The sequence below is a fragment of the Bradyrhizobium sp. WSM3983 genome, assembly GCF_000473045.1.
Lineage (GTDB): Bacteria > Pseudomonadota > Alphaproteobacteria > Rhizobiales > Xanthobacteraceae > Bradyrhizobium.
This window is the reverse complement of sequence record NZ_AXAY01000018.1, coordinates 157,469-183,379: the sequence shown is the minus strand read 5'-3', so window position 1 is coordinate 183,379 and position 25,911 is coordinate 157,469. Positions and strand designations below refer to the sequence as shown.

23 protein-coding genes are annotated in these 25,911 nt (G+C 63.6%); 7 read left to right on the top strand and 16 right to left on the bottom strand.

The annotated features are described in order from the left end of the window. The 3 genes from YUA_RS51485 to YUA_RS0125325 form a co-directional block, all read right to left on the bottom strand. Positions 1-201 (bottom strand): transposase (locus YUA_RS51485; protein WP_210164570.1); only part of this gene is annotated, 201 nt, incomplete at its 3' end. Between the two features lie 193 nt (positions 202-394). After that, the gene (locus YUA_RS0125330) at positions 395-889 is read right to left on the bottom strand and encodes a VOC family protein (RefSeq protein WP_027533209.1); all 495 of its coding nucleotides are present in this window, start codon (positions 887-889) and stop codon (positions 395-397) included. Positions 890-979: 90 nt separating this feature from the next. Further along, positions 980-1,525, bottom strand: a complete 546-nt coding sequence (locus tag YUA_RS0125325) for a carboxymuconolactone decarboxylase family protein (RefSeq protein ID WP_027533208.1) — start codon at positions 1,523-1,525, stop codon at positions 980-982. A gap of 136 nt (positions 1,526-1,661) precedes the next feature. Here YUA_RS0125325 and YUA_RS0125320 point away from each other — a divergent pair, with 136 nt between their 5' ends. Together YUA_RS0125320 and YUA_RS0125315 are read left to right on the top strand one after the other, a co-directional pair. Continuing rightward, positions 1,662-2,861 carry an acyl-CoA dehydrogenase family protein gene (locus tag YUA_RS0125320; protein WP_027533207.1) on the top strand — a complete coding sequence of 400 codons (1,200 nt, stop codon included), beginning with the start codon at positions 1,662-1,664 and terminating at the stop codon, positions 2,859-2,861. A 141-nt stretch (positions 2,862-3,002) separates the two neighbouring features. Continuing rightward, the gene (locus YUA_RS0125315) at positions 3,003-4,142 is read left to right on the top strand and encodes an acyl-CoA dehydrogenase family protein (protein WP_027533206.1); all 1,140 of its coding nucleotides are present in this window, start codon (positions 3,003-3,005) and stop codon (positions 4,140-4,142) included. Between the two features lie 278 nt (positions 4,143-4,420). Here YUA_RS0125315 and YUA_RS0125310 read toward each other — a convergent pair whose 3' ends face one another. The 3 genes from YUA_RS0125310 to YUA_RS0125300 all read right to left on the bottom strand — a co-directional run bounded on the left by YUA_RS0125310 (position 4,421) and on the right by YUA_RS0125300 (position 7,208). Next, positions 4,421-5,458 carry an amino acid ABC transporter substrate-binding protein gene (locus YUA_RS0125310; RefSeq protein ID WP_027533205.1) on the bottom strand — a complete coding sequence of 346 codons (1,038 nt, stop codon included), beginning with the start codon at positions 5,456-5,458 and terminating at the stop codon, positions 4,421-4,423. 53 nt (positions 5,459-5,511) lie between these two features. After that, a complete protein-coding gene (locus tag YUA_RS0125305; RefSeq protein ID WP_027533204.1) occupies positions 5,512-6,105 on the bottom strand; it encodes a L,D-transpeptidase in 594 nt (197 codons plus the stop codon). 206 nt (positions 6,106-6,311) lie between these two features. After that, entirely contained in the window at positions 6,312-7,208 is an 897-nt protein-coding gene (locus YUA_RS0125300) for a LysR family transcriptional regulator (protein WP_027533203.1), read from the bottom strand. Between the two features lie 272 nt (positions 7,209-7,480). On the opposite strand from YUA_RS0125300, the gene YUA_RS0125295 reads away from it, so the two are divergent. Together YUA_RS0125295 and YUA_RS0125290 are read left to right on the top strand one after the other, a co-directional pair. Beyond that, positions 7,481-8,215 carry an SDR family NAD(P)-dependent oxidoreductase gene (locus tag YUA_RS0125295; RefSeq protein ID WP_027533202.1) on the top strand — a complete coding sequence of 245 codons (735 nt, stop codon included), beginning with the start codon at positions 7,481-7,483 and terminating at the stop codon, positions 8,213-8,215. A 209-nt stretch (positions 8,216-8,424) separates the two neighbouring features. After that, positions 8,425-9,024, top strand: coding sequence for an NADPH-dependent F420 reductase (locus YUA_RS0125290; RefSeq protein WP_027533201.1), 600 nt, complete (start codon positions 8,425-8,427; stop codon positions 9,022-9,024). Between the two features lie 120 nt (positions 9,025-9,144). Here the strand turns inward: YUA_RS0125290 and YUA_RS0125285 are convergent, their stop codons facing one another. The 10 genes from YUA_RS0125285 to YUA_RS0125240 all read right to left on the bottom strand — a co-directional run bounded on the left by YUA_RS0125285 (position 9,145) and on the right by YUA_RS0125240 (position 21,074). Further along, positions 9,145-10,119: a hypothetical protein gene (locus tag YUA_RS0125285; protein ID WP_027533200.1), complete on the bottom strand. Its 975-nt coding sequence runs from the start codon at positions 10,117-10,119 to the stop codon at positions 9,145-9,147. A 310-nt stretch (positions 10,120-10,429) separates the two neighbouring features. Beyond that, on the bottom strand, positions 10,430-11,440 hold the full coding sequence (cydB, locus tag YUA_RS0125280; protein WP_027533199.1) for a cytochrome d ubiquinol oxidase subunit II: 1,011 nt from the start codon (positions 11,438-11,440) through the stop codon (positions 10,430-10,432). Continuing rightward, on the bottom strand, positions 11,437-12,846 hold the full coding sequence (locus YUA_RS0125275; RefSeq protein ID WP_027533198.1) for a cytochrome ubiquinol oxidase subunit I: 1,410 nt from the start codon (positions 12,844-12,846) through the stop codon (positions 11,437-11,439). Before YUA_RS0125275 ends, cydB begins: the two co-directional genes overlap by 4 nt. A 141-nt stretch (positions 12,847-12,987) precedes the next feature. Beyond that, positions 12,988-13,554, bottom strand: coding sequence for a thioredoxin family protein (locus YUA_RS0125270; RefSeq protein ID WP_027533197.1), 567 nt, complete (start codon positions 13,552-13,554; stop codon positions 12,988-12,990). A 30-nt stretch (positions 13,555-13,584) separates the two neighbouring features. Further along, entirely contained in the window at positions 13,585-14,283 is a 699-nt protein-coding gene (locus YUA_RS0125265; protein WP_027533196.1) for a cytochrome c biogenesis CcdA family protein, read from the bottom strand. 318 nt (positions 14,284-14,601) lie between these two features. Next, complete coding sequence (locus tag YUA_RS0125260; protein WP_027533195.1) at positions 14,602-15,213, bottom strand: sigma-70 family RNA polymerase sigma factor; 612 nt, start codon at positions 15,211-15,213, stop codon at positions 14,602-14,604. A 292-nt stretch (positions 15,214-15,505) separates the two neighbouring features. After that, the gene (locus YUA_RS0125255) at positions 15,506-16,243 is read right to left on the bottom strand and encodes a response regulator (protein WP_027533194.1); all 738 of its coding nucleotides are present in this window, start codon (positions 16,241-16,243) and stop codon (positions 15,506-15,508) included. Positions 16,244-16,278: 35 nt separating this feature from the next. Further along, positions 16,279-18,024 carry a DUF3369 domain-containing protein gene (locus tag YUA_RS0125250; RefSeq protein ID WP_027533193.1) on the bottom strand — a complete coding sequence of 582 codons (1,746 nt, stop codon included), beginning with the start codon at positions 18,022-18,024 and terminating at the stop codon, positions 16,279-16,281. Continuing rightward, positions 17,994-20,072, bottom strand: coding sequence for a sensor histidine kinase (locus tag YUA_RS0125245; RefSeq protein ID WP_027533192.1), 2,079 nt, complete (start codon positions 20,070-20,072; stop codon positions 17,994-17,996). The genes YUA_RS0125250 and YUA_RS0125245 overlap by 31 nt, the downstream gene beginning before the upstream one ends. A gap of 6 nt (positions 20,073-20,078) precedes the next feature. Then, positions 20,079-21,074, bottom strand: a complete 996-nt coding sequence (locus tag YUA_RS0125240; protein ID WP_027533191.1) for a TRAP transporter substrate-binding protein — start codon at positions 21,072-21,074, stop codon at positions 20,079-20,081. A gap of 312 nt (positions 21,075-21,386) precedes the next feature. Here YUA_RS0125240 and ugpB point away from each other — a divergent pair, with 312 nt between their 5' ends. The 3 genes from ugpB to YUA_RS0125225 all read left to right on the top strand — a co-directional run bounded on the left by ugpB (position 21,387) and on the right by YUA_RS0125225 (position 25,887). Then, entirely contained in the window at positions 21,387-22,691 is a 1,305-nt protein-coding gene (gene ugpB / locus YUA_RS0125235) for a sn-glycerol-3-phosphate ABC transporter substrate-binding protein UgpB (RefSeq protein WP_198029504.1), read from the top strand. 221 nt (positions 22,692-22,912) lie between these two features. Beyond that, a complete protein-coding gene (locus tag YUA_RS0125230) occupies positions 22,913-23,866 on the top strand; it encodes a phosphotransferase (RefSeq protein ID WP_027533189.1) in 954 nt (317 codons plus the stop codon). Positions 23,867-24,264: 398 nt separating this feature from the next. Continuing rightward, positions 24,265-25,887 (top strand): ABC transporter substrate-binding protein, encoded by a 1,623-nt coding sequence (locus tag YUA_RS0125225; protein WP_027533188.1) that lies wholly within the window; start codon positions 24,265-24,267, stop codon positions 25,885-25,887. The last annotated feature ends 24 nt before the right edge of the window (positions 25,888-25,911 follow it).

The window sequence follows — 25,911 nt, the reverse complement described above, 5'->3', positions numbered from 1 at the left end:
TGATTGGTGCTGGGCTGCCGTCCGCGCCGGAGCCGTCCGCGCAGCCATCGGCTCGACGCTCTTACGTTCGCCCGGCAATATCAAGCCGGTGCAATAGTCACGCAGCGGCCTCATCCGCACTGCCTGACCGATCACACTTCCAAGCCCAGCTACATAGGCCGCAAACCGTGCCCCGCTGCTTTCACCCTGATTGAGATCCATCTGGCCCTCCGCATGCCAAATATTGAATCTCCTCAAATATTTGATTCTCCGCCCACCGCGGCCGCGACCGAATGACTCAGTAAGATTAGCCCGCGGCTGCGCGAAGCGCAGTCCGCTGGCGTAATCTACCAACTTCGTTCCGCATTCGCTGAGGCATGGTGGGTTACGCCTTCGGCTAACCCACCCTACGGCATCACGCCTCCCGCTGCTGCAGCAACCCTTCCACATCCAGCCGCTTCGTGAACATCGCAAGCTTCCCATCCGGCCCGAACGGCCATTGCTCCCGCGGCTTGTCCCAATAAAGCTCCACGCCGTTCTGATCCGGATCGCGCAGATACAGCGCCTCGCTGACGCCATGGTCGCTCGCGCCATCCAGCGCACTGCCGGCCGAGAGCACCCGGTGCAGCGCATCTGCCAGCGCAGGTCGCGTCGGATAGAGGATCGCGGTGTGGAACAGCCCGGTGGTGCCCGGCGGCGGCGGCGAGCCGCCCTTGCTCTCCCAGGTGTTGAGCCCGATGTGGTGATGATAACCGCCGGCGGAGATGAAGGCCGCGCCCGAGCCCATGCGCTGCATCAGCTCGAAGCCGAGCACGCCGCAATAGAAGCCGAGCGCGCGATCGAGATCGGCGACCTTGAGGTGGACGTGGCCGATCCTGGTGCCGGCGGCGATGGCTGGGGGTTGCGACATGGTGTTGCTCCGTTATTGGACCCCACTTAAGCAGGGCATCGGGACAGCGCTACTGGCTGATCCCGAAACCCAGCGTTTCCGTATGCGAAACTACGACAGCTCCGGCACTTCTCCTTCCGGCAGCTCGAACTCGAACGTATTTAGCGTCATCGACACCATCGTGTAATAGCCGCACAGCCCGATCACCTCGACGACGCCGCGCTCGCTGAGTACGTTCACCGCCTCGTCGTAGAGATCCTTCTCGACGCCGTGGCCCTCATGCAGCGATTTCGCGACGTCGTAAATCATCTTGCCCTTGGGATCGTCGAACTCAGGCGTGCGGCGGTCGCGGATCGCGTCGATGATTTTGGGATCCATGCCGCCCGCAAGCGCGAGGCGCTTATGCGCATACCATTCGTAATGCGCGGTCCAGTGCCGCGCCGTCACCAGGATCGCGATCTCCGACAGCTTGGCGGGGAAGATCGTGTCGTAGCGCAGCACTTCGCCGAGCCGCGTGGCGTGACGGGCCATGTCGGGGCTGTTGAGCCAGGCCATCATCGGCGCCGGCGGCTTGCCGCGTTTGCCGGCAATCGACTCGTCATAGGTCTGCCGCTGGCTCTCGTTCATTTCGCCAGGCGAAAGAAGTTTCAGGCGCATTCTCGTTTCCTCTTTGTTTTCAAGCACCATCGCGGTCACGACTATAGCGGATGACGCGACACGGAAGTGGTTGAATTCCGCAGTGCGATGGCCCAGAGTCATCGGCAACAAGTCTTTTGGATTGGTGGAAACGACCATGAGCGAAACTGAGACGGACGATCTCGAAACATTCCGTAGTGAAACGCGCGCCTGGCTGGAAGCCAATTGCCCGCCAGAGATGCGCAAGCCTGCGACCGCTGACACCGATGTGTTCTGGGGCGGACGCAACGCAAAATTCTCATCCGAGCCGCAGCGCATCTGGTTCGAGCGCATGCGCGACAAGGGCTGGACTGTGCCGGACTGGCCGAAGGAATATGGCGGCGGCGGCCTCAGCGCTGCCGAGCACAAGGTGCTACGGTCCGAGATGGCGAAGTTGGGCGCGCGTCCGCCGCTGTCGAGCTTCGGCATCTGGATGCTCGGGCCGGCGCTGCTCAAATACGGTAATGAAGCGCAGAAAAAAGAGCATTTGCCGAAAATCGCAGCAGGCCTGACCCGCTGGTGCCAGGGCTATTCCGAGCCGAACGCCGGCTCCGATCTCGCTTCGCTCCAGACCCGCGCCGAGAGCGACGGCGACGATTTCATCATCACCGGTTCGAAGATCTGGACCTCCTACGCGAACTACGCCGACTGGATCTTCTGCCTGGTGCGCACCGACGCGAGCGCGAAGAAGCACGACGGCATCAGCTTCATCCTGTTCGACATGACGTCGAAGGGCGTTACCACCAAGCCGATCCTGCTGATCTCTGGCTATTCGCCGTTCTGCGAAACCTTCTTTGACGGCGTCCGCGTGCCGAAATCGCATGTGGTCGGCACCGTCAATCGCGGCTGGGACGTCGCAAAGTATCTGCTCCAGCACGAGCGCGCGATGATCTCCGGCATGGGCGAGCGCGGCGTCGGCCGTCCGCTCGGCCAGATCGCGGCCGACTCGGTTGGCTCCGATGCGCAGGGGCGGCTCGATGATTCGATGCTGCGCGGCCGGATCGCGAGCTTCGACGTCGATGAGGCCGCGCTGGCGGCCTGCGCCGAGCGTGCGGTCGATCTCGCCAAGGCCGGCCAGGCGCATCCTGCGTTCTCGTCGGCGATGAAATATTACGGCACCGAGCTCAACAAGCGCCGCTACGAGATCCTGATGTCGGCCGGCGGCGTCGACGCGCTGGAATGGGAAAGCGAGCGCTCGCGGCAAGGGGCCCGCCCGCGCGCCTGGCTCCGCACCAAGGCTAACTCGATCGAGGGCGGCACCACCGAGGTGATGCTCGGCATCGTCGCCAAGCGCATCCTCGATCTGCCGGGGGCTTAGAAGAGAAGTCCTCATCCTGAGGAGCGGCCGTAAGGCCGCGTCTCGAAGGATGGCCTCGTGGTTCGAGATGGCGCCACGCGCCTCCTCACCATGAGGGTCACCACTGAATCCAGTCGAACAGAACTTTTGTTGGAGCCCGTCATGGCCCTCGTCCTCACCGAAGAACAATCGATGCTCCGCGATAGCGCGCGCGGGCTGATCAGCGACAAGGCGCCGGTGTCGCACCTGCGATCTTTGCGCGATAGCAAGGACCCCACCGGCTTCTCCAAGGAGCTGTGGCACTCCTTCGCCGAGATGGGCTTTGCCGGCCTGCTGGTGCCGGAAGAGTTCGGCGGCAGCGGCCTCGGTTTCATGGAAGCCGGTGTCGTGATGGAAGAGATCGGCCGCACCTTGATGCCGTCGCCGTTCCTCGCCACCAGCGTGGTGGCAGCCTCGGCGTTGAACCGCGGCGGCAATGCCGCGCAGAAGTCGGAATATTTGCCGAAGATTTCCAACGGCTCGTTGCTTGCGACGCTCGCGATCGACGAAGGCACAAAGCATCGCCCGCTTCAGACCAGCCTTCAGGCCGTGCGCGCCGGCAACGGTTTCAAGCTCTCCGGCGCCAAGGCGCTGGTGGTTGACGGCCATGTCGCCGATCTCTTCATCGTCGCCGCGCGCACCGCGGGCTCTGCCGGCGAGCGCGACGGCTTGACGTTGTTTCTGGTCAATCCCAAGGCCAAGGGCGTTGCGATCGAGCGCACCATCATGGTCGACGCGCATAACGCGGCGCGGATCGAGCTTTCCAATGTCGAGGTCAATGCCGACAGCGTGCTCGGCGAGGTCGACCAGGGTGCCGCTCTGCTCGACGGCGTGCTCGACATCGGCCGCGGCGCGGTCGCCGCCGAAATGGTGGGCCTGAGCGACGAGGTCTTCAACCGCACCGTCGAGTATCTCAAGAACAGAAAACAATTCGGCAAGCTGATCGGCGAATTCCAGGCGCTGCAGCACCGCGCCGCCGAGCTCTATGTCGACATCGAGATCACCCGCGCCGCCATGATGAAGGCGCTCCAGGCGCTGGATGCGGATGTCGCCAAGGCCGCCTCGGCCGTCGCGGTCGCCAAGGCCCGCGCCGGCACCACCGCCACCCGCGCGGTGCAGGAAGGCGTGCAGATGCATGGCGGCATGGGCATGACCGACCAGTTTGACATCGGCTTCTTCATGAAGCGCGCACGCGTGTGCGAGGAACTGTTCGGCGATGCGAACTACCACACCGAGCAGCTGGCGAGAGCGCGGGGGTATTGAGGCGGGGCGCGTGAGGGCGAGGCTCGCGCCTCATTCTCGGTGTCGTCGTCCGGCTTGACCGGGCGACCCAGTACGCCGCGGCCTCTCCGTAGATTTCTGACGTCTCTGGAATACTGGGATCGCCCGGTCAAGCCGGGCGATGACAGTTGAGTAAATGGAGAGCACCTGCCCCAAGCTCGTCATTGCGAGGAGCACTTGCGACGAAGCAATCCAGACTGCTTCCGCAGAGCGACTCTGGCTTGCTTCGCTTCGCTCGCAATGACGACTGAGAGACGGTTCTACCGCATCGGCGGCGCGTATTGTACGCCACCCACGTTCCACAGCTGGTTCATGCCGCGCGGGATCTTCAGCTGCGACTTCTCGCCGATATTGCGCTCGTACATCTCGCCGTAATTGCCGACGCGGCGGATGATGCGCACGGCCCAGTCCTTGGTCAGGCCGAGTTGCTCGCCGTAACTGCCCTCGGTGCCGACCAGCCGCATCACTTCCGGCTTCTTCGACTTCAGGGCCTCGTCGATGTTCTCCGAGGTGACGCCCAGCTCTTCCGCGTTGATCATCGCGTAGAGCGTCCACTTCACGATCATCATCCAGTCGTCGTCGCGCTGGCGCACGACGGGCGCGAGCGGCTCCTTGGAGATCATGTCGGGCAGGATCATGTGGTCGCCGGGCTTGGACATGTTCAGCCGCAGCGCATAGAGCTGGGAGACGTCGGCGGTCAGCGTGTCGCACTTGCCGGTGTCGTAGGCCTTCACCACGTCTTCCAGCTTGTCGAACTTCACAAGCTCATACTTCATGTTGTTGGCGCGGAAGTAGTCGGCGAGGTTGAGCAGCGTGGTGGTGCCGGCCTGCACGCAAACCTTGCTATCGGCGAGGTCCAGCGACGTCTCCTTGTTGCGGGAGCGCGGCACCATGAAGCCTTCGCCGTCATAATAGGCGACGGCAGGGAAGTAGAGATCGTAGTCAAGCTCACGCGACATGCTCCAGGTCGAGTTGCGCGAGAGGATGTCGACCTTGCGGCTCTGCAATTCCTTGAAGCGCTCGCTGGCGTCGAGCGGCACGAACCTGGCCTTGCTCGGATCGTCGAAGATCGCGGCCGCGACTGCGCGGCAGAAATCGACGTCGAAGCCGGTCCAGTTACCCTTGTCGTCGGGGATCGAGAAGCCCGGCAGGCCCTTGTTGACGCCACACAGCACTTCGCCGCGGCGCACCGTGCGCTTCAGCGTGCGGGTGTCGTAGAATTCGTAAATGACGGCCAAAGCGCCGACCAGCACGGCGACCGCGAGTCCGATCAGCAGGCCGCCTCGAAATGTGCGCATCATGTTGCTCTCTCGAAAAATCGGGAAAAGGAATCTGGACGAGGGCTGGATATTTAAAGTTCAGGCTTCTGCCGGATGACCACCTTGGTGCCAACCGGGACGCGATCGTAGAGATCGGCGACGTCATTGTTGACGAGACGGAAGCAGCCCGAGGATACCTTGGTGCCGATCGTATCGGGACGGTTGGTGCCGTGGATGCGGTAGACCGTGGTGCCGAGATACATGGCGCGGGCGCCGAGCGGATTGCCGGGACCGCCGGCCATGAAGCGCGGCAGATAGGGCTGGCGCTGGATCATCTCCGACGGCGGCGTCCAGTCCGGCCACTCCTTCTTGTTGGTGATGTTCACCAGCCCCTGCCACTGGAAGCCGTCGCGGCCGACGCCGATGCCGTAGCGGATTGCGCGCCCGCCGGGCTGCACCAGGTAGAGGTGACGCTCGGTGGTCGAGATGATGATGGTGCCCGGCGCTTCGGTCGTGCGGTAGTAGACGACCTGCTTCTGCCATTCCGGATCGAGCTCGTAGCTGTCGTCGGCGACGAGGCCCGGCTCGTCGCCGCGATCGGGCTGCTGCGCGAAGGCCTGGGGCGCGGACAGGATCAGGCCGATCGCAGCCACAAACGCCCCGGTCAGGCGTCGAAAATCCGTCATTTCAAGCTCTCCCCGCTGCCACAGCGCAAATCGTCAGGAACCATCTGAACTCAGGGGCAGCTTCGTGGCAAGTTAAAGGCGCGCCCGGCTGGTATGTCACGACAATGCTTTGGTTTTTTGACGGGGCTGGGCAATGCCATGAACGGGGTATGGCGCGAAAAGCACAGATTGTGCGGCGATGTCGGGCCACTCCCTGCGGGCGGGTGTCAGTCGCGCGATATGGACAGGCCCGCGAGAAGCGGAGCGTATGCGGCGAGCCTGCTGGATACGAACTCAGTGAAGAGCCGCACGCGCTTCGTCTTGCGAGACTCCCCCTGTGTGAGAAGCCAGAGCGTTCCGTACATGTGCAACTCGGTGCCAGGCACCCTTACCAGTTGGGGGTCGGCATCTCCTACGAAGCACGGCAGCGTGGTGATCCCGAGCCCTTGCCGTACAGCAGCGATCTGCGTCCCGGCGTCCGTGGTCCTGAATGGAACCCCAGTGGTGCGAACCTCACCCTCGCTGGCCCAATCCGGAATTCCATGAATGCTTATGACGATCCAGCGGATGGGATCAGGCGCGCCCGCACGCCACGCGGCTAGTCGATCGCGGGACATGTAGACGCCTCCGAACAGCTCCGGTCCCTTCAGGCCGTGAAGATTGAGCGGCAGGGTTTTGCGGTCGTAGACGACGCGGATCGCGACGTCGGCCTGTCGGTTGGTCAGATTTGCCAGCTCGCCGGACGACAAGATGTCCATCTCGATGTCCGGATGCAGGCGCGCGAAATCGGCGAAGTCCGGCATGAGCAGGTGTGTCGCGAGGGGCGGTGCCAGCGTCACCCGCAGAAGCCCGCGCACGCTCTGGTCGCGCCCGAAGACGCGCGTCTCCAGCAGGTGCGACGACGCTTCCATCTGGTCCGCGAACTCGAGGACCTCCTCGCCCGCAGCCGTCAGGCGGTAGCCCGAAGGCAGCTTTTCGAACATGTGCACCCCGAGGCGTTCCTCGAGCTGGGCGATGCGTCGCAGCACGGTCGAGTGGTTCACACCGAGGCGCTCGGCGGCAGCCCGCACCGAGCCTCCACGCGCCACAGTGAGAAAGTAGCGAATGTCATCCCAGTCGATCATGGTGCAATCCGGCACCGCCGGGGTGCGCCTTTCAAGGTCCGTATCGAGTACATCGAACAGTAATATGGGGGCATTGTGCCTATGTCGATGATTGCTGCCCCTTTCCGAACGGCGACACCGATCATCGCGGCTGAGATCAGTCATCCAGCCGGATCGATTTCGCACCACCGATGTGCGCGCTTCCGCACTCAACGCCTGACGCCGGTAGACCCATCTCCAGGTTCTCGGGGGCCTCCCCGAGCGATCAAAGGCGGAGCCTGAAAGGGGAAGTTATGGGAAAGTTGGACGGTAAGGTTGCAGTCATCACGGGTGGATCGAGCGGCATGGCGCTGGCGAGCGCCAAGCGGTTCGTTGAAGAAGGCGCCTATGTTTTCATCACGGGCCGGAGGCAGGAGGCGCTCGACGAGGCCGTCGAGCTGATTGGCCGGAACGTGACCGGCGTGCGCGGCGACGCGACCAATCTCGACGACCTCGACCGTCTGTTCGACACGGTCAAGCGGGAAAAGGGCAAGATCGACGTTTTGTATGCGAGCGCCGGCACGGGCGAAGCCGTCCCACTGGGCGAGATTACCGAGCAGCATTTCGATGCGACCTTCGGCCTGAATACGCGCGGCACGCTGTTTGCGGTTCAGAAGGCGTTGCCGCTGTTCAACGATGGCGGATCGATCTTCATGACCGGGTCAGTTGCTTCGGTGAAAGGTTTTCCTGGTTACGGCGTGTATTCGGCGAGCAAGGCGGCGTTGCGCTCATTCGCACGCACTTGGCTCAACGAACTGAAGGGCAGGAATATCCGGGTGAACGTGCTGAGCCCGGGGCCGATCGCCACACCGATGCAGGACCAAGTTCTCACCGAGGAGGCGAAGCGGATGTTCGAATCCCTGATCCCGCGGGGAAAGATGGGTCGTCCTGAGGAAATTGCGGCGGTCGCGGTGTTTCTTGCTTCTGACGATTCCAGCTTCGTGAATGGGGTGGAGCTGTCTGTCGACGGCGGCTTCTCGGCCATCTGAAATCGCGCCTGATCACGGGAAGTGGCTGACCGTCCGGCCGCGCGGAAGTCGTTCACGGCAGGACGTCTACGCGTCAATTCAGGAATTCGAAGCGATGACGCGTTGGTGTGGCGGTCCAAAGCTCTCGCGAAGATCGCCACACAGTGAAACGGATAACCCAGCGCCGTTGAAGGCTGGGAATCAACACCAACACGGATCGGAGAAGCATTATGAGCTACGCGATTATAGGATTCGGTAAGATAGGCCAGGCCCTCGCCCACGCCTTTGCCCGTAAAAACATAGATGTGACCGTCGCGAGCCGCCGGTCGCCCGAGGCGTTGGCGCCGCAGGCTCGGACGATTGGACCCACGGTCGTCGCCAGGTCGCTGCGGGAAGCACTCGAGGCCGACATAATCATCCTGGCGGTCCCGTTCGGGGAGCATCGTGAGGTTGCGAAGGCCCTGCCGAGTTGGAGAGGCAAGACGGTCATCGACGCGATGAACGCGTTAGTTCCCCCTGAGGAGCTGGACGGTCTCCCGTCCTCCGCCTTTGTCGCGAAGGCGTTCACCGGCGCCAAGCTCGTGAAAGGGTTCAATCACCTGATTGCAGCCACTCTGGCTGCCAATCCGATCGTCGAGGGCGGCCACCGGGTCGTCTTTCTGTCGAGCGACGACGAGGACGCGACCGGTCCCGTGGCGGCCTTGGCCAAACAACTTGGGTTCGCACCCGTCAAGTTGGGGAAGCTCAACGAGGGTGGCGCGCTGGTGCACGCACGCGGCCGCATCTGGGGTCAGCTCATCTTCCAGGATTTGTTCAAGAAGGAGCAGTAATCGATCTACGACCGTGTGATCTGGGTCGGGGGAGAGCGTGTCTCTGCGTCGGGACACTCCCGACGTGGAGAGAACCCTCATCCGCCGCCGCGCAATCGATCCAACCGAAAACCGTTCCGTTCAGATCTGGTCGCTCTCCGGCCCGATCCCGAGCCGCCGGACGATCTCGGCGCCCACGGCGCGCGCCTCGTTACGCGAGCCGATGCGGGGGCTGCGAAACCGTCGTCCCGACTGCAACCGGATCACGACGATGCAGTGCTCGTCCTCGGACCGGCCGCGGCGCTCGACCGTGATCGCTTTCACCTCGTGCCCTTCGATATGGTCCGCGCGCGGCTGGCCGTTGCCCCACAGGCGCTCGACGCGGATATCGCCCTCGCGGATGATCCAGAAGGCGCCGGTCACGAGATTGGCGAATCTGAAAACCGCGAAGGCGGCGATTACGCCAAGCGGCAGCAGCATGAAGTCGATCAAATTGGGCGGCAAACCGCGCCAGAGCCTGTAGGCATAGGGTGCGACACTCAGCGCGACGGCAATCAGGGCCGCGATCCGGATGTCCCTCTGCGAAAACGGCTCGACGGGCTCGCCAAGACGCATCTCGGGATTGCTGGCGTCGAGCGGATTGACGGGTGCCTCGACATCAGGGACGTCGAATTGCGCGGCGATGCGCGCCACGGTGTCACGCACATGAGTGACGTCGGCGAGGGGCGGGGAGGTCAGGCGCTCGCCCGAGGCAAGCGTGAAGGCCAGCTGGAAGCGGGCTTTTGCGGTCTTGCTGCCGAGAACCTGAAGCCCCGTGATGTCGTATTTCATGACGATCCTGGTCTGGAGCTTCCCGAACGGACGTTGCCGTCCGATCAGGATTTCGTCCGGCGTGATGATCCACACTACGGCCGGGGTCAGCATGATGACGCCGACAAACGCCGCGCCCGCCAGCAGCGCGACCACCGAGACGATCACCTCCAGCGCATCGTGCGTGAACAGGCCCGGCGTGAAACAGAGCGCAACGGCCGCCGCAGAGCCGGCCACGACCAGCCGCTGCGCGATCGAGGAGCCTTCGCGAAGGCGGATGTCGTTGCTGGTGGTCGCGTCGTCCATTGCGGCGGCTGATTTCGAGGCTCGCGAAACTCCACGGACGGGTCCGTGGAGTCAAGCAGCAACGCAAGCCGCGGCATGCGGCATCAGTTGCTGGCGTTCGGCAGCCGCGCCACCGTGCGGTCGATCTCGTCGCGAACCGGCCTCCGCCGCCGTGGCACGATCCCTTTCGGCGGCCCGGCCGATCATGTCGGCGCAAGCCACAGTCTCAGTCCGAACGAAATCGCGGTGACAGCGCTCACCCCGCCGAGCCAGAGAACGGCGAACCACATCAGTCGCTGCCCCAGCGGTCTCGGCTCTGCTGCGCGCGGCATTAATGGTACCCGCTCGCGGCCCGGACCTTGCCGCGGAAGACCCAATAGGCCCAACCAGTATAGCCGAGAATGAGGGGCACCAGTCCGGCCACGCCGACGAGCATGAATAGCTGGCTGTTTTGCGGCGCAGCCGCCTGCCAGATCGTGATGCTCTGCGGGACGATATAGGGATACATGCTGATGCCGAGCCCGGCATAGGACAGCGCGAACAAAACCAGCGACAGGACAAACGGCCTGGAGTCCTGCTTCTGCGCGAGGCTTCGCATCAGGAGCGCGGTCACGGCCGCGACAGCGATCGGAACCGGCGTGACCAGGATGATGTTCGGCCAGGTGAACCAGCGCTGCGCATATTGGATGCTGAGAAACGGCGTGGCGATGCTGACCGTTGCGATTGCCGCAAGCATCGCGAACAGCAGATACCAACTCAGCTGGTAGGCCTTGTCGCGCAGGTCGCCCTCGGTCTTCAGAACGAGCCAGGTAGCGCCCAGCAGGGAGTAGCCGATCGTCAGGGCAATTCCCGTCAGCAGGCTGAACGGCGTCAGCCAGTCCCACCACCCGCCGGCGTATTGTCGTGCCTCGACATGCACGCCTTGCAGGATGGCGCCCAGTGCGACGCCCTGTGCCAGCGTCGCCAGCAATGATCCTCCGGCAAAGGCAATGTCCCAGCGGTTTCGCGCCGCGGTGGTACGCCAGCGAAATTCGAAGGCGACGCCGCGGAAGACCAGTCCGATCAACATCGCGATCATGGGTGTGTAGAGCGCCGGCATCAGCACCGCGTAGGCGAGCGGAAAGGCGGCCATCAGGCCGCCGCCGCCCAGTACGAGCCAGGTCTCGTTGCCATCCCAGACCGGCGCTACGCTGTTCATCATGACGTCGCGGTCGGCCTTGGCGGGAAACAGGGGAAACAGGATGCCGAGGCCCAGATCGAAGCCGTCCATCACGACATAGACGAACACCGCGAACGCGATGACGAACGCCCAGACTGTGGCGAGGTCGATGGCGGCGATCATGACAGCGATCCCTGTCCGGCAACGCCCGAGGCCGGAGTGATGCCGGCCGCACGCGTCGGCATGTCGCCGCTTGGCCCCTGCTCTCCATGATGTGGCGATGATCCCATCAAGCGCAGGATGTAGACGACGCCCGCCGCGAACACGATGAAATAGACGAGGATGAAGGCCAGCAATGACGACCCCACCGCCGGCGCGGCCAGCGGCGAGGCTGCGTTCACCGTTCGCAGCAGGCCATAGACCGTGAAAGGCTGCCGGCCGGTCTCGGTGGTGATCCAGCCCGCGAGCACCGCGATGAACCCCGCCGGTCCCATCGTGAGCGCGAAGATGTGCAGTGGCCGCGAGTCGAACAGGGTGCCGCGCCAGCGGGCCCACAGGCTGAAAAGCCCCAGCCCGAAGATCAGGAAGCCCAGCGCGACCATGACGCGGAACGACCAGAATGTGATCGGTACCGGCGGCCAGTTTTCGCGGGGCACAGTGTCGAGTCCCGGCAGTGGCGCATCGAGCGAGTGCTTCAGGATCAGAGAGGACAGCTTCGGTATCTCGATTGCGTATTTGACCCTTCCGGCGTCCTGATCGGGCAGGCCGAACAGGACGAGCGGCGCGCCGTCGCTGTGGCTCTGGTAATGCCCTTCCATCGCCATGACCTTGGCCGGCTGATACGCCAGCGTGTTGAGGCCGTGCTGGTCGCCAGCCAGGATCTGGACCGGCGCGACCAGTGCCGCCATCCACATCGCCATCGAGAACATCACCCGGGGGCCGGCAAGATGCGGATTCCGCAACAGATGATACGCGCCGACAGCGCCGACCACGAGTGACGTGGTCAGATAGGCGGCGAGCACCATATGCAAGAGCCGGTAGGGAAAGGACGGATTGAAGATGACCTTGAGCCAGTCGGCGACCACGAACTGGCCATCGGAGTTGACGGCGTAGCCGGCCGGGGTTTGCATCCACGAATTGGCTGAGAGGATCCAGAACGCCGAGATCAGCGTGCCGATCGCAACCATCAACGTCGCGACGAAGTGCAGCCTCGGGCCGACGCGATCAAGACCGAACAGCATCACGCCGAGGAACCCAGCTTCGAGGAAGAAGGCGGTCAGCACCTCGTAAGCCATAAGGGGACCGATGACCGGTCCTGTCTTGTCGGCAAAGGCCGACCAGTTGGTTCCGAACTGGTAGGACATCACGATGCCCGACACCACGCCCATGCCGAATGCGATCGCGAAGATTTTCAGCCAATAATGGAAGAGGTTGAGAAAGACTTGCCGGCCGGTCCACATCCATGTGGCTTCCAGCACGGCAAGATAGCTGGCAAGCCCGATCGAGAACGCCGGAAACACGATGTGGAACGACATCGTGAAAGCAAACTGCGCGCGTGCAAGCACGACCGGATCAAGGTTCGATAGCATTGGCGCTCCAGTCACAACGCGACGAGTTGTGGCTATGGGGCGCCGATCGCGCTGCTTAGCTACGCCATCGCGCCCAGCTTAGGCATGATGGCCCATACCGTCCTCCCATCCTATAGGACTCTTTGTCTAACCTGTACGACATCAGCTATTGGCGTTCAGCAGCTTGGCCACGGTGCGGTCGATCTCGTCATAGCGGCCTTCGCCTTCGTGCTGGAACACGATCTTGCCGGTCTGGTCGATGATGTATTGCGCCGGCCAATATTGGTTGCGGTAGGCGTTCCAGGTCTTGGAATCATTGTCCTGTGCCACCGGATAGGTGATGCCGTGACGCTTCAGCGCGGCCTGCACGTTGGACGCCGAGCGCTCGAACGGGAATTCCGGCGTGTGCACGCCGACCACGACGAGGCCCTTATCCCTGTACTTGGCATAGAGGTCGGTGACGTGCGGCAGCGTGTTGACGCAGTTGACGCAGCCATAGGTCCAGAAGTCGACCAGCACGACCTTGCCGCGCAAATCGGCGATGTTGAGCGGCTTCGAGTTGAACCAGTTGCTGATGCCGGCGAAGTCCGGCGCGGTCGCTGCTTGGCTCGCGGCTGCGACCTTGACCGGCGCCGCGGGCGTGGCCTCGTCGCAGATGCCGGGGATGACGGCACCGGTGACGGCGAAGCCGATCAATGCGGCGGCCACAGTGAGCAGTTTGAAAGTCATGGAAGCGTCCTCCGTTGAGATGTGAAGCGATCACAGGCCGATCTGGCCGGTGGGGTAGAAGCCGGTGAGCCACGCCACGATCAGCGTGTCGTATTGGAAGTAGGCGGCGAGCGCGAAGGCGATCACGACCACGCCAAAGCCCTGCTGCAGGCGCGGCGAGATGCGGGCGAGGCTTCGCACCCGCGTGGTCGCGGCCTGTCCGCCATAGGCGATCGCCAGCATCGGGATCGCAGCACCGATCGCGTAAGCAATCAGCAGTGTGCCGGCCCAGGCCAGGTTCTTCGAGGTCGCGACCAGCGTCAGGATCGAGCCGAGCACGGGTCCGGCACAGGGCGTCCAGACCAGGCCCAGCGTGGTGCCGAGCACGAGACCGCCAAGCGCGCCATCGCGCTGTGCTCCGCCGGCAGCGCCCAGATTGAGCCAGCCGTTGAGGCGGATCGACAGCCATTCGAACGGCGCCGGCCACAGCATCAACAGGCCAAAGCCGAGCAGCAGGATCGCCGCCGCCTCGCGCAGCGCATTCGGATCGAAATCGAACAGCCGCGTCAGCGCGCCGAGTAGCAGCGCGACCGCAGAGAAGGAGATGACGAAGCCGAGCGCGATCATCGCGGGACGCAAATGCGAAGAGCGCCCTATCGAGGCACCGAGCAGGATCGGCAACATCGGCAGCGTGCAAGGTGCTGCGATGGTGAGGATGCCGGCGAGGACAGCAAAGAGAAGTTCGAGCATGGGGCACTCGTGATGGAGGTCACGAGGGCAGTTCGGGAGGGAGGCGCCGGTCGTTACGCGGTGTCACGCGCTCGTGACAGGGGGGCGGGCAGGGACCCGCAGCTTCGCCCTCCCCAAATACAAAACGACCCGGAGGGGGGCATCCCGTCCGGGTCGTTGGAGGTCTTGGGAGGTTAACGAAACCGCATGCAACCTTTATATGGACGAAGTTTTTCCGCTCGATGTTGTGGTTTGTTTCATTTGTTTCGTCGGCGGTAACGCTTTCGTGTCCCGGGATCGGGTCGGAAATCCGGCCCTATCTCATTGAAATCCTTGGCTTTACGCGGCGAAACGATCGACGCCACAACCCTTAAGCAGATCGGCGAGCTGCTTGCGGGCGTAGAACATCCGGGTCTTCACCGTGCTCTGGGGGATGCCGATGATCTGCCCGACCTCCTCCACCGACTTCTCATGGTAGTAGACCAGGGTGATGATCTCGCGATGCGCGGGTGACAGTTTTTGCACGCAGGCGCGCAGGATGGCGCTGGTGTCGCTGCGGTCGAGCGAGGTCTCCGGCGTGTCGCGACCGTCCGGGATCTGGCGCACGTCTTCCTGGTCGATATCCTCGAACCGGCGCTGGCGCATCGCGGTCAGCGCCTTGAAGCGGGCGATCGACAGGAGCCAGGTCGAGACCTGCGAGCGGCCCTGGAACTGGCCGGCGGTCCGCCAGACATCAAGGAACACCTGGCTGACAAGGTCTTCCGCGGTGGTGGCGTCACGCACGATGCGCAGGATGAAGCGGTAGACCCGCACATTATGACGGCAATAGAGGATGTGCATGGACGTCCGATTGCCGTCGGCAATGCTTTCCAAAAGCATGTCGTCCGAAGTCGCCTGAGCGGCAATGATGCTCTGACTGGCCTGGGCGTTGATGGCGATGACGTTCGGCATTGACTTAGCTCCCCGTAGCGCCGCAACCGAGCGGCGTTTCCTTGGACCAAAGTGTTAATGAGCCAACGTTTCGGGACGTCTGCACGAAAAGCGGAAAATGGTTTCGTGCGCCGCAAAATTGTTTCTTCGGGCAAATCGTGACGGAACATTCGGGACAAAAAATCGTGGAATTTCAATGGTTGGAGAATACGGTATTGCGAAATTGGACTGGGAGGAACGAATTTTGGGGGCTTGCGTTCGGTGTCCCTGTCGTCCTGGCGAAAGCCAGGACGACAGGGAGGGGCCGCCGGTCCTACGCCTTCTCGCCCGCGGGCGAGAACAGATAGCCGCCGCCGCGAATGGTACGGATCACGGCGGGCTTTGTGGGATCGGGCTCGATCTTGCGGCGGATGCGCATGATGCGGAGGTCGACAGCGCGGTCGAAGGCTTCGGCGTCGCGCGCATTGGCCAGCTCCAGCAGGCGCTCCCGCGACAGCACGCGCTTCGGATTGGCCGCGAACACTTTGAGCAGCCCGAACTCGGACGCGGTCAGCGGATACTCGTTGCCTTCGTCGTCACGCAGAGCCTGGGCTTCGAGATCGAGCCATTTGGTGCCGAAGCGCACCAGCTGGTCCTTGTCGGATTTCTTAGGCGCCGCGTCAGCGCTAGCGGCCTTCACCGGCGCGCTCCGCCGCAGCACCGAGCGGATGCGGGCCATCAGCTCGCGCAACTCGCAGGGCTTTGCGACGTAATCGTCGGCGCCGAGCTCGAGGCCGACGACGCGGTCGATCGGGCTCGCGGTCGCCGTGAGCATGATGACAGGAACGTTGATGCGGCTCTTGAGGTCGCGGATGATCGAGAGACCGTCTTCCTCGGGCATGTTGAGGTCGAGCACGACGAGGTCGGGCATGCTGCCGTCGATCGCAGTGCGCAAGGACTTGCCGCCGTCGCACAGCGTCACGGTGAAGCCGTGCATCTTGAGGTAATCGCCGACCATCTCGCGGGCCGGGGCCTCGTCGTCGACGATCATGATGTGCTGGCTTTGTGTCATGTCACTTCGGAATCTTGCAGATCTCGGTGCTCAAATCATGGCATCTCGGTTGCGGGCAGGGTGATGGTGAAGGTCGAGCCCTTGCCCGGGCCGTCGCTCTCGGCGGTTACCTCGCCGCCATGCATGTCGATAATTCGCTTGACGATCGATAGCCCAAGCCCCGTCGAGCTCTCACCGGCGGTCGGTTTTGCGGATAGCCGCTGGAACCGGCCGAACAGGCGGCCGAGATCCTCCGGCGACAGGCCGGCACCCTCGTCGCTGACGCGGATGATGGTGTCGTGGCCCTCATGGCTGACCGCAACGGTGATCTTGCCGGCGATCGGCGAATATTTGATGGCGTTGCTGATGAGGTTGTCGATCGCCTCGCGGATGCGGTCGGTGTCGCACATGGTGACGATGTTGGCCGGTGCGGTGACGTGGATGGCCTGCTGCTTGTTGACGGCGAGCGGCTGGTTGGCCTCGGCGACCTCCTTCACCAGCGCTGCGACGTCGACCGGCTCGCGGCGGATGGTGATGTCGAAGGCATCCGCCATCGCGTCCGAGATCAGATGGTCGACCATCGTGGTCAGGCGTTTGGTGGCGTCGCGGATGTGATCGACCTGGGCGACCACGCCGTTCGACGAGGCGCCGGTCGAGATCAGCTCCTTCAGCATCTCGGTGCGGCCAAGGATGACGCCGAGCGGATTCTTCAGATCGTGCGCGACGGTGCCCAGAATCTCGTTCTTGAAGCCGTTGGCGCGCTGCAGCCGCAGCCACTGCGCCGACAGCCGCCGGTTGGCCTGCATCAGCGCGCGGGTGCGCTGGGCGACGCGGTCTTCCAGCTGCGTGTTGGCGTCCTGGAGCTGCTGGTAGAGGATGACGTTGTCGAACGCGATCGAGAGCCGGCTGGAGAAGATCTCGACCAGCGAGCGGTCGGTCTCCGACAGATCGCGCTCGGATTGGAGCAGCACCACGACCTCGCGGCCAGATCCGGTGCGCAAATAGATCACGCTGCGGTGGTCGGCGAATTCGTTCTTGCGGCGCTGGAAAGCGTCCTCCACCAGCTGGCGCAGATCAGGGTCGAGCGCCTTCGACGAGGTCGTGCCGATGAAGCGGCTGTAGCAGCCGCTGCCCGCGAGCACCGAGAGCTCGGGATCGACGCCGCCATTGTCGCGCAGAACCAGTATACCGGCGCAGTCGACATTGAGCAGCGAGGCGAGCTGGGTCAGCACACCCTCGGCGAGCCGCTGCATCGATTTGAAGTCGTACAGCGTCGAGGCGGCATCGATGATGATCTCGAGCCCGCGCCGCGTCTGCACCATGCGCTCGAGTTGCTGGTAGGAGCGCAGCGCCGCGGTCAGCGAGGTGAACAGCTTGTCGGCGGTGAGCTCGGTCTTGGCCTTATAGTCGTTGATGTCGTACTGCACGATCACGCGCCGCTCCGGCGCCTGGCCGGGCTGGCCGGTGCGCAGGATGATTCGCACGGTCTCGTTCTTGAGCTCATTGCGGATGTATTCGACCAGGTCGAGGCCGGCGACGTCGGTCTCCATGATGACGTCGAGCAGCACGGCGGCGATGTCGTTGTGCGCCGCCATCAGCTTGCGACCTTCCGCCGCGGAATGGGCGGAGAGGATTTCCAGCCCCTGGCCGTTCAGGCTGTAATCGGACAGCGCGAAGCGGGTGCCGTCATGCACGGCCGGATCGTCGTCGATGACGGCGATCTTCCATTTACGGGCGTCCATATCCTCCGACGCGGTACCGGTATCGTCGATCAGGTGGAGGACATCGTCCTGTTCGGCCATTGCGAAGTCCCGTCACTTTCTGTGCTTTGCGCGCCGCCCTTGGCGATCCGCGGCATGATAATCCGAAAAGTAGTGCCTTGTCCCAGCTTGGATTCCAGCATCATCCGCCCGCCGAGCTGCTGGGTGACGAGGTTATAGACGATGTGAAGCCCGAGTCCCGTGCCACCTTCATTGCGCCGGGTGGTAAAGAATGGGTCAAAGGCCTGGCGCTGCACGTCCGGGGTCATGCCGGCCCCGTCATCGGCGAAGATGATCTCGATATCGTCGGTGCCGCGCGGCCGCGCCGAGATCGTGATGGTGCCGGCGCGGCCGTCGGCGAAGGCGTGGTTGGCGGCGTTGAGGAACAGATTGGTCAGGATCTGGCCGTAGGAGCCGGGATAGCCATCGAGCAGCAGCCGCTCGGGCACGTCGACCTGGAGCGTGATCGGCGAGCGCTTCAGCACCGGGCGCAGGCTGGCGATGATCTGGTCGGTGGCCTCGCTCAATGAGAATTGCCGCCGCTCGACATGGGAGCGGTCGACCGCGACCTGCTTGAACGACTGGATCAGCTCGCCGGCGCGGGTGAGGTTGGCGACCAGCTGCTGCGAGGCGTCGCGTGAGGACTGCACGAATTCCTCCAGCTGCGAGCGGCGCAGGCCGCCGTCGCCCTTGAGCTGGGCCTCGAAGATCTCGCTGCGCCGGGCAAAGCTCGACGCAACGGTCAGGCTGATGCCGATGGGATTGTTGACCTCATGCGCGACGCCGGCGACGAGGCCGCCGAGCGCTGCGAGCCGTTCGGCGTCGATCAGGTTTTGCTGCGCGGCGTTGAGCTCGAGCAGCGCGCTCTCGGCCCTTTCCTTCGACGCGCGCAGCTCGTCCTCGGTCTCGCGCTTCGCGATCGCGTTCTCGCGGAACACCTCCACCGCGCGCGCCATCGCGCCGACCTCGTCGCGTGCCTTGGTGCCCTGCACCTCGCGGCCGAGATCGCCGAGCGTGATCGCGCGCATCGCCGCCATGATCTGCTGCAGCGGCAGCCGGATCGACAGCGCGATCAGCACGCCGGCGGTGAGGATGATGCCGAGGAAGATTACCGCGATCGAGAGCACACGGCGAGAAATGTTGGCCAGCGTGCGGTCAAACGTCTCCTGCGCCTTCTGCTCGCGCTGGCGCATTTTTGTCGAGAGGTCGTCGATGGCGCCGATCGCCTCGGCCTGGCTGGCGTCGATGGTGTTGCGCAAGAGTTCGGTGCGGTTGGTCAGCTGATCGGAGAGTTTTGCAAAGCCCTCGCGCAGCGCCATGGTGCGGGCGCCGAGCTTTTGCAGCGCCATGCGCTGGAGGTCGTTGTCGGCGAGATCGATCATGACCGGAATGGTCTTCTCGATCGTCTCGGTGTTGCGGCGCACATCGTCGGCGGCACCCGGCGACGGCGACAGATAATAGGAATTGGCCGCGACCAGCATCGCGGTGAAGGCCTCGCGCGACTTGCCGAGCGAGGGCCAGATCAGCGCGTCGCGATGGCCGGTGGCGCCCTCGATGATGGAGTACAGGCCCGCCATGTCCTTGGCCGGGCCCTGCACCTGCTCTTCATAGGTCCTGGCGATGGTCGCCTGCACGCTGCGCAGTTCGCCAAAGCCGTTGAGGAAGCGGTCGGTGGTGCGCTCCAGCTCCTCGACCGAGCCCGACAGCATCGGGTCCTTGGCGGCGCGGTCGGTCAGCGTGCCCAGCACGGCCTCGCGCAGCAGCAGTATTTCGGCGAACAGGTCCGGGCTCGGCTGGTTGATGTAGCGGTGGATCAGGTTCTGCAGCCGCCCGGTCTCGCTTTCGAGCAGCGCCAGGATCCGGTCGGATTCGCGCACCTGGCGCACGTCGTCCCAGGCCGAGGCCAGCACCTGCGCGCCGTTCCAGATCATCGCCACCAGCACGATCACCACGGCCGAGTTCAGCGCCGCGATCGACAGGATGCGCCAGCGGATCGGCACCGCCCGCAGCACACCGACGAGGCGCGCGCGCAGCCGCCCGATCGGGCCGGGCGGCTTGTCTACGTGCTCGCTGTGTCCAAGTGCAGCCAACCCGGCTCACTCCACCTTGCGAATGCGTTCGATCAGCGCGGCGGCGGCAGGATCTCGCGCCGCCTTGGCGTAGATCGGGGCCATCGCGTCCTCGAACGGCTTGCGATCGATGTCCTTGATCACGGTGATGCCGGCGGCCTGCGCTTTAAGCTGCGACTGCTCCTCGAGGTCGCGCCACTTCTCGCGCATGAACTGGCTGGAGCGCACCGCGGCCTCCCTGAAGATGATCTGGTCGTCGGCCGACAGGCTGCGCCAGGCCTTGAGCGAGATCACCAGCACCTCCGGGCTCATCGTGTGCTCGGTGAGGGTGTAATGGCCGGCATATTTGTAATGGTCTGTCGTCACGAAGGATGGCCAGTTGTTTTCCGCGCCGTCGATCAGATGGGTCGCGAGCCCCGTGAGCACCTGCCCATAGGGCAGCTCGACCGGCTCGGCGCCGAGCGAGCGGATCATCTCGCTCATCAACTCCGATTGCTGCACCCGGATCCGCAATCCCCTGAGATCCGCGATGCTCTTCACCGGGCGGACCGCATTGTAGATCGAACGTGCCCCGGAATCGTAGAAGGCGAGCCCGACGAAGCCGTAGGGCTCGAAGCTGCCGAGGATCTCGTTGCCGATCGGGCCGTCCAACACCTTCTGCATGTGTTCGATGGACCGGAACAGGAACGGCATCGCGAGCACGTTCATCGCCGGCACGAAATTGCCGATCAGGGCCACGTTGGTCCGGTTGAGGTCGATCGCGCCAGCGCGGGTCTGCTCGATCGTCTCCTTCTCCTCGCCGAGCTGGCGGGAGTGAAACACCTTGATCTCGTGGCGTCCGCCGGTGCGCTCCGCGATCAGGGCGCTCATGTAGCGCAGCGCCTGCACGGTCGGGTAATCCTCGGTCTGGGTGTCGGCGGCGCGGAATTCGCGCGCAGCGGCGCTCGTCGCGCAAATGGCGAATAGAAGCGCGACGAAGATCACCCCGGCCCGCGAGAGTTCGGCACGGCTCAACACTGGCACACTCAGCCCCTCAGTGGTGGAGTCTATGGCGGGAGCAAAAGGTTCAATGCAATCTAAAGCGTTTTCAAGCGAAGTGGATACCGGTCGCTTAAGAAAACGCGTTAAGTTAAGAACCAGAGCCCCGTTCCGATCGGAACGGGGCTCTAGCAGATGGTCAAGGGAAGGCCATCCCGCCGGGGCCCCCGGCCGATTGTGCGGCGCGGCCTGACTTCATTCCCGGTTGAAACCGATGGTCGCGCGCCTTAAGCAGGGTGCGGTCGCCTTTTGCCGCTTGATCCGGGAAGAGCCATCGTGACTTCAGCATCGCGCTTTTTGCAGGTCGCCGCCGCCACCCTGGCTCTCGCATGGAGCTGCGAGGCGCGCGCCACAACCGACATCGCGCTGTGGCACGCTATGTCGGGTGAGCTCGGCAAGCAGCTCGAAAAGCTCACCTCCGACTTCAACGCCTCGCAGTCGGACTACCGCATCGTGCCGAGCTACAAGGGCAGCTACACCGAGACGGTGACGGCCGCGATCTTCGCCTTCCGCTCGCGCAGCCAGCCCGCGATCGTCCAGGTCAACGAGGTCGCCACGGCGACCATGACCGCGGCCAAGGGCGCGATCTATCCGGTCTACAGTATGATGCGCGACATGGGCGAGCCGTTCTCGCTCAACGACTATCTTCCGGCGGTCTCCGGCTATTACACCGATGCGAGCGGCAATCTGTTGTCGTTCCCGTTCAACTCGTCGACGCCGATCCTCTATTACAACAAGACCATGTTCCGCGATGCCGGCCTCGATCCGGAGAAGCCGCCGAAGACCTGGCCCGAGCTCGGTGCCGCTGCAAAACGGCTGCGCGAGCGCGGTGCCGTCTGCGGCTTCACCACGTCGTGGCCGTCGTGGATTCATGTCGAGAATTTATCGGCTTTCCATAATCTGCCACTCGCGACCCGCGCCAATGGCTTTGCCGGCCTGGATGCCGAGCTGACCATCAACAATCCGGTCGTGGTCAAGCACGTCGCCCAACTCGCCGAGTGGCAAAAGACAAAACTGTTCGACTATAGCGGCCGCGGCCAGTCGGCCGAGCCGCGCTTCCAGAACGGCGAATGCGGCATCTTCCTCGGCTCCTCGGCGACGCGCGCCGACATCAAGGCCAATTCGAAGTTCGAGATCGGCTACGGCATGATGCCGTATTGGCCCGACGTGAAGGGCGCGCCGCAGAATTCCATCATCGGCGGCGCCACGCTGTGGGTGCTGCGCGACCGGCCGCGCGAGGAATACAAGGGCGTGGCGCGGTTCTTCGCCTATCTGTCGCAGCCCGGCGTGCAGGCCGCCTGGCACCAGAACACCGGTTATCTGCCGATCACCCGTGCCGCCTTCGAGCTGACGCGCGCGCAAGGTTTTTACGAGCGCAATCCGGGTTCGGCGATCTCGTTCGAGGAGATCACGCTGCATCCGCCGACAGAGAATTCGAAGGGCATAAGGCTCGGCTCCTTCAACCTGATCCGCGGCACGATCGAGGAGGAGCTGGAGCAGGCCTTTGCCGGCCAGAAGGGCGCGCAAGCCGCGCTCGATGCCGCGGTCGAGCGCGGCAACAAGCTCTTGCGCCAGTTCGAGCGCGCCAGCCCGGAGCGGTAGAATGTTGCGATTAGATCGCGCTGTAACCGCGAGCGAGGTGCGCCCCCTCCCCCGCTTGCGGGGGAGGGCTGGGGAGAGGGTATCGCGGCAATGGGATAATCCCCTAGAGGAGAGAACCCTCACCCGCGCCTTCGGCACGACCTCTCCCGCAAGCGGGAGAGGTGCACCGTCTGCTCGGCTTGCACCGAATCCACGAAGCTTATTCGGATGAGCCAGGGCGGATGATCAACGTTCCGTCGCTACCCGCGTTCGCCGACGCGAAAACCTTTCGCAGCTTTCGCTCCGATCCGCCGCAATGGCTGCCGATTGCGCTCGACATCGCGCGCAGCCACGGCATCGACATCGGCTCGCCACATGTGTTTTCGACCGGCACCAATCTCGTACTGGGCCTCGGCGAGAAGCTGATCCTGAAAATCTTCCCGCCGCTGCTGCGCGCGCAATTCGTCTCGGAACGCGGCTCGCTGATGCAGCTCAGGGGCTGCCTGCATCTGCCGATCCCCGAGATCGTCGCGGAAGGCGAGCGCGACGGCTGGCCTTATCTGATCATCACGCGCCTTGCCGGCACGCTCGGTTCGGAAGTATGGCCTCAACTCGCCGAAGCCCAGAAGGAGCGCGTGTTGCGCCAGATCGGCGAGACCATCGCCGCCGTGCAGCGCGCGCCGCTCGGCCCGCTCGCGCAAATCGAGCCGCGCTGGGACGCATTCATGCGCACGCAGATGCTGGGATGCAGGACGCGGCACACGCGTCTCGGTCTTGCGCCAAAATTCCTCGCCGGCCTCGACGATCTCCTGCGCGATGCGGCAATGCTGATTCCAATGGACGCGCCGCCTGTGATCCTGATCGGCGAATACATTCCGGAGAATTTTTTGCTCGCCTGCCGCGACGGCGACTGGTCGCTCGCCGGCCTGTTCGACTTCGGCGACGTCAGGGCGGGCTGGCGCGATTACGATCTGCTCGGCCCGAGCGCCTTCATGTCGGCGGGGCGGCCGGGGAGGGTGCGCGGCCTGCTCGAAGGTTTTGGCTACCCAAACCTCGATTTCGCGCTGAAGCGGCGCCTGATGGCGTTGATGCTGCTGCACTCTGCCAGCGACCTCAACAGCCACATCTGCATCGAGGGCTGGCAGGACAAGGCGGACGATCTGGTCGCGCTGCAGGATCTGATCTGGGCGGAGTGATGGCTCGCGCCAATCTCCATTGTCGTCCCGGCGAAGGCCGGGACCCATACCCCCAGGGAGGAGTTTGGCGAAGACCAGCAGTTACTCGTTCTCCCGTGGTACCACGAGCCTGCGTTGACCGATGGATCACGCGGTATGGATCCCGGCCTTCGCCGGGACGACGGTGGGTGGACAGGCGCCGCATAGCAAATAGGCCGCGACCAAAGTCAGTCTAATTAATGAGCAAATGCATTTCTTTGTATGCAATTCTTAAGGCCGGGGCGCTTAGTTCTCGTAGCCTAGAATAGAGTTTAATCAGTAATATCAAAGAATTATTCCGGTCTTCGGCTCTCCTTAAGTCTTGGCACGAACCTTGCGAATCCTGTTCCAACCAGAAACTTCCGTGTTGGAGCCGTCTCATGAAGCGTCGCGATTTCCTCAAGTCCGTGTCCGGATTGGCCGCCGGCGCGGCGCTTCCGGCGATGCCCCAGGTCATCTCCTCGGCCTATGCCGATGTGCGCTCGGAGACGCTGCTGATCGTCTCGGAGGGCGGCCCGAACAATCTCGACATCCACGGCGTCGGCACCAACGTGCCCGGCTATGAAGTGTCCTGGAATTGCTACGACCGCCTGATCAGCCACGAGATGAAGGTCGGCCCCGGCGGCGTGCCCTATTACGACCGCGACAAGTTCAAGGGCGAGCTCGCCGAGGAGTTCAAGATCGACGACATGTCGGTCACCTTCAAGCTGAAGAAGAACGCCAAATTCCATGACGGCGCGCCGGTCACGGCGAAAGACGTGAAGTGGTCGCTCGACCGCGCCGTCAGCGTCGGCGGCTTCCCGACCTTCCAGATGAGTGCGGGCTCGCTGACCAAGCCTGAGCAGTTCGTCGTGATCGACGACTATACCGTGCGCGTCGACTTCCTGAAGAAGGACAGGCTGACGATCCCCGATCTCGCGGTCATCGTGCCCTGCATCGTCAACTCTGAGCTGGTGAAGAAGAATTCGAGCGAGAAGGATCCGTGGGGCCTCGAATTCACCAAGCAGCAGACTGCGGGCTCCGGCGCCTACAGGGTGACGAAGTGGACGGCCGGCACCGAAGTCATCATGGAGCGCAACGAGGATTGGATCGGCGGTCCCTTGCCGAAGATCAAGCGCGTGATCTGGCGCATGGTGCCGCAGGCCGGCAACCGCCGTGCGCTCCTGGAGCGCGGCGACGCCGACATCTCCTACGAGCTCCCGAACAAGGATTTCCAGGAGATGAAGGCCAGCGGCAAGCTCAACGTGGTGTCGCTGCCATTCTCCAACGGCATCCAGTATATCGGCATGAACGTCACCAAGCCGCCGTTCGACAATCCAAAGGTTCGTCAGGCGGTGGCCTACGCGCTGCCCTATCAGAAGATCATGGATGCCGTGATGTTCGGGCTCGCGAACCCGATGTTCGGCGCGCCGAAGGACAAGCCGACCGAAGTGGCCTGGCCGCAGCCGCACAAATACAACACCGACATGGAGAAGGCGAAGGCGCTGATGGCGGAAGCCGGCCTCGCCAACGGCTTCGAGACCACGATCTCGTTCGACCTGAATTTCGCCGGCGTCAACGAGCCGCTCTGCGTGCTGGTGCAGGAGTCACTTGCGCAGATCGGCATCAAAACCACCATCAACAAGGTGCCCGGCGCCAACTGGCGCACCGAATTGAACAAGAAGGAGATGCCGCTCTTCACCAACGTGTTCTCGGGCTGGCTCGATTACCCCGAATACTTCTTCTACTGGTGCTATCACGGCAACAATTCCGTCTTCAACACCATGAGCTACAAGTCGGCGGAGATGGACAAGTTGATCGACGGCGCCCGCGTTGCTGCTGCGACCGGCGACATGGCGACCTACGACACCGACGTGAAGGGCTTTGTCGATCTCGCCTACACCGACATCCCGCGCATCCCGCTGTACCAGCCCTTCGTCAACGTCGCGATGCAGAAGAACATCAGCGGCTACCAATACTGGTTCCACCGCCGCCTGGATTATCGCGCGATGGCGAAGGGGTGAGGCGTCATGGGTGAGGTGAGCACG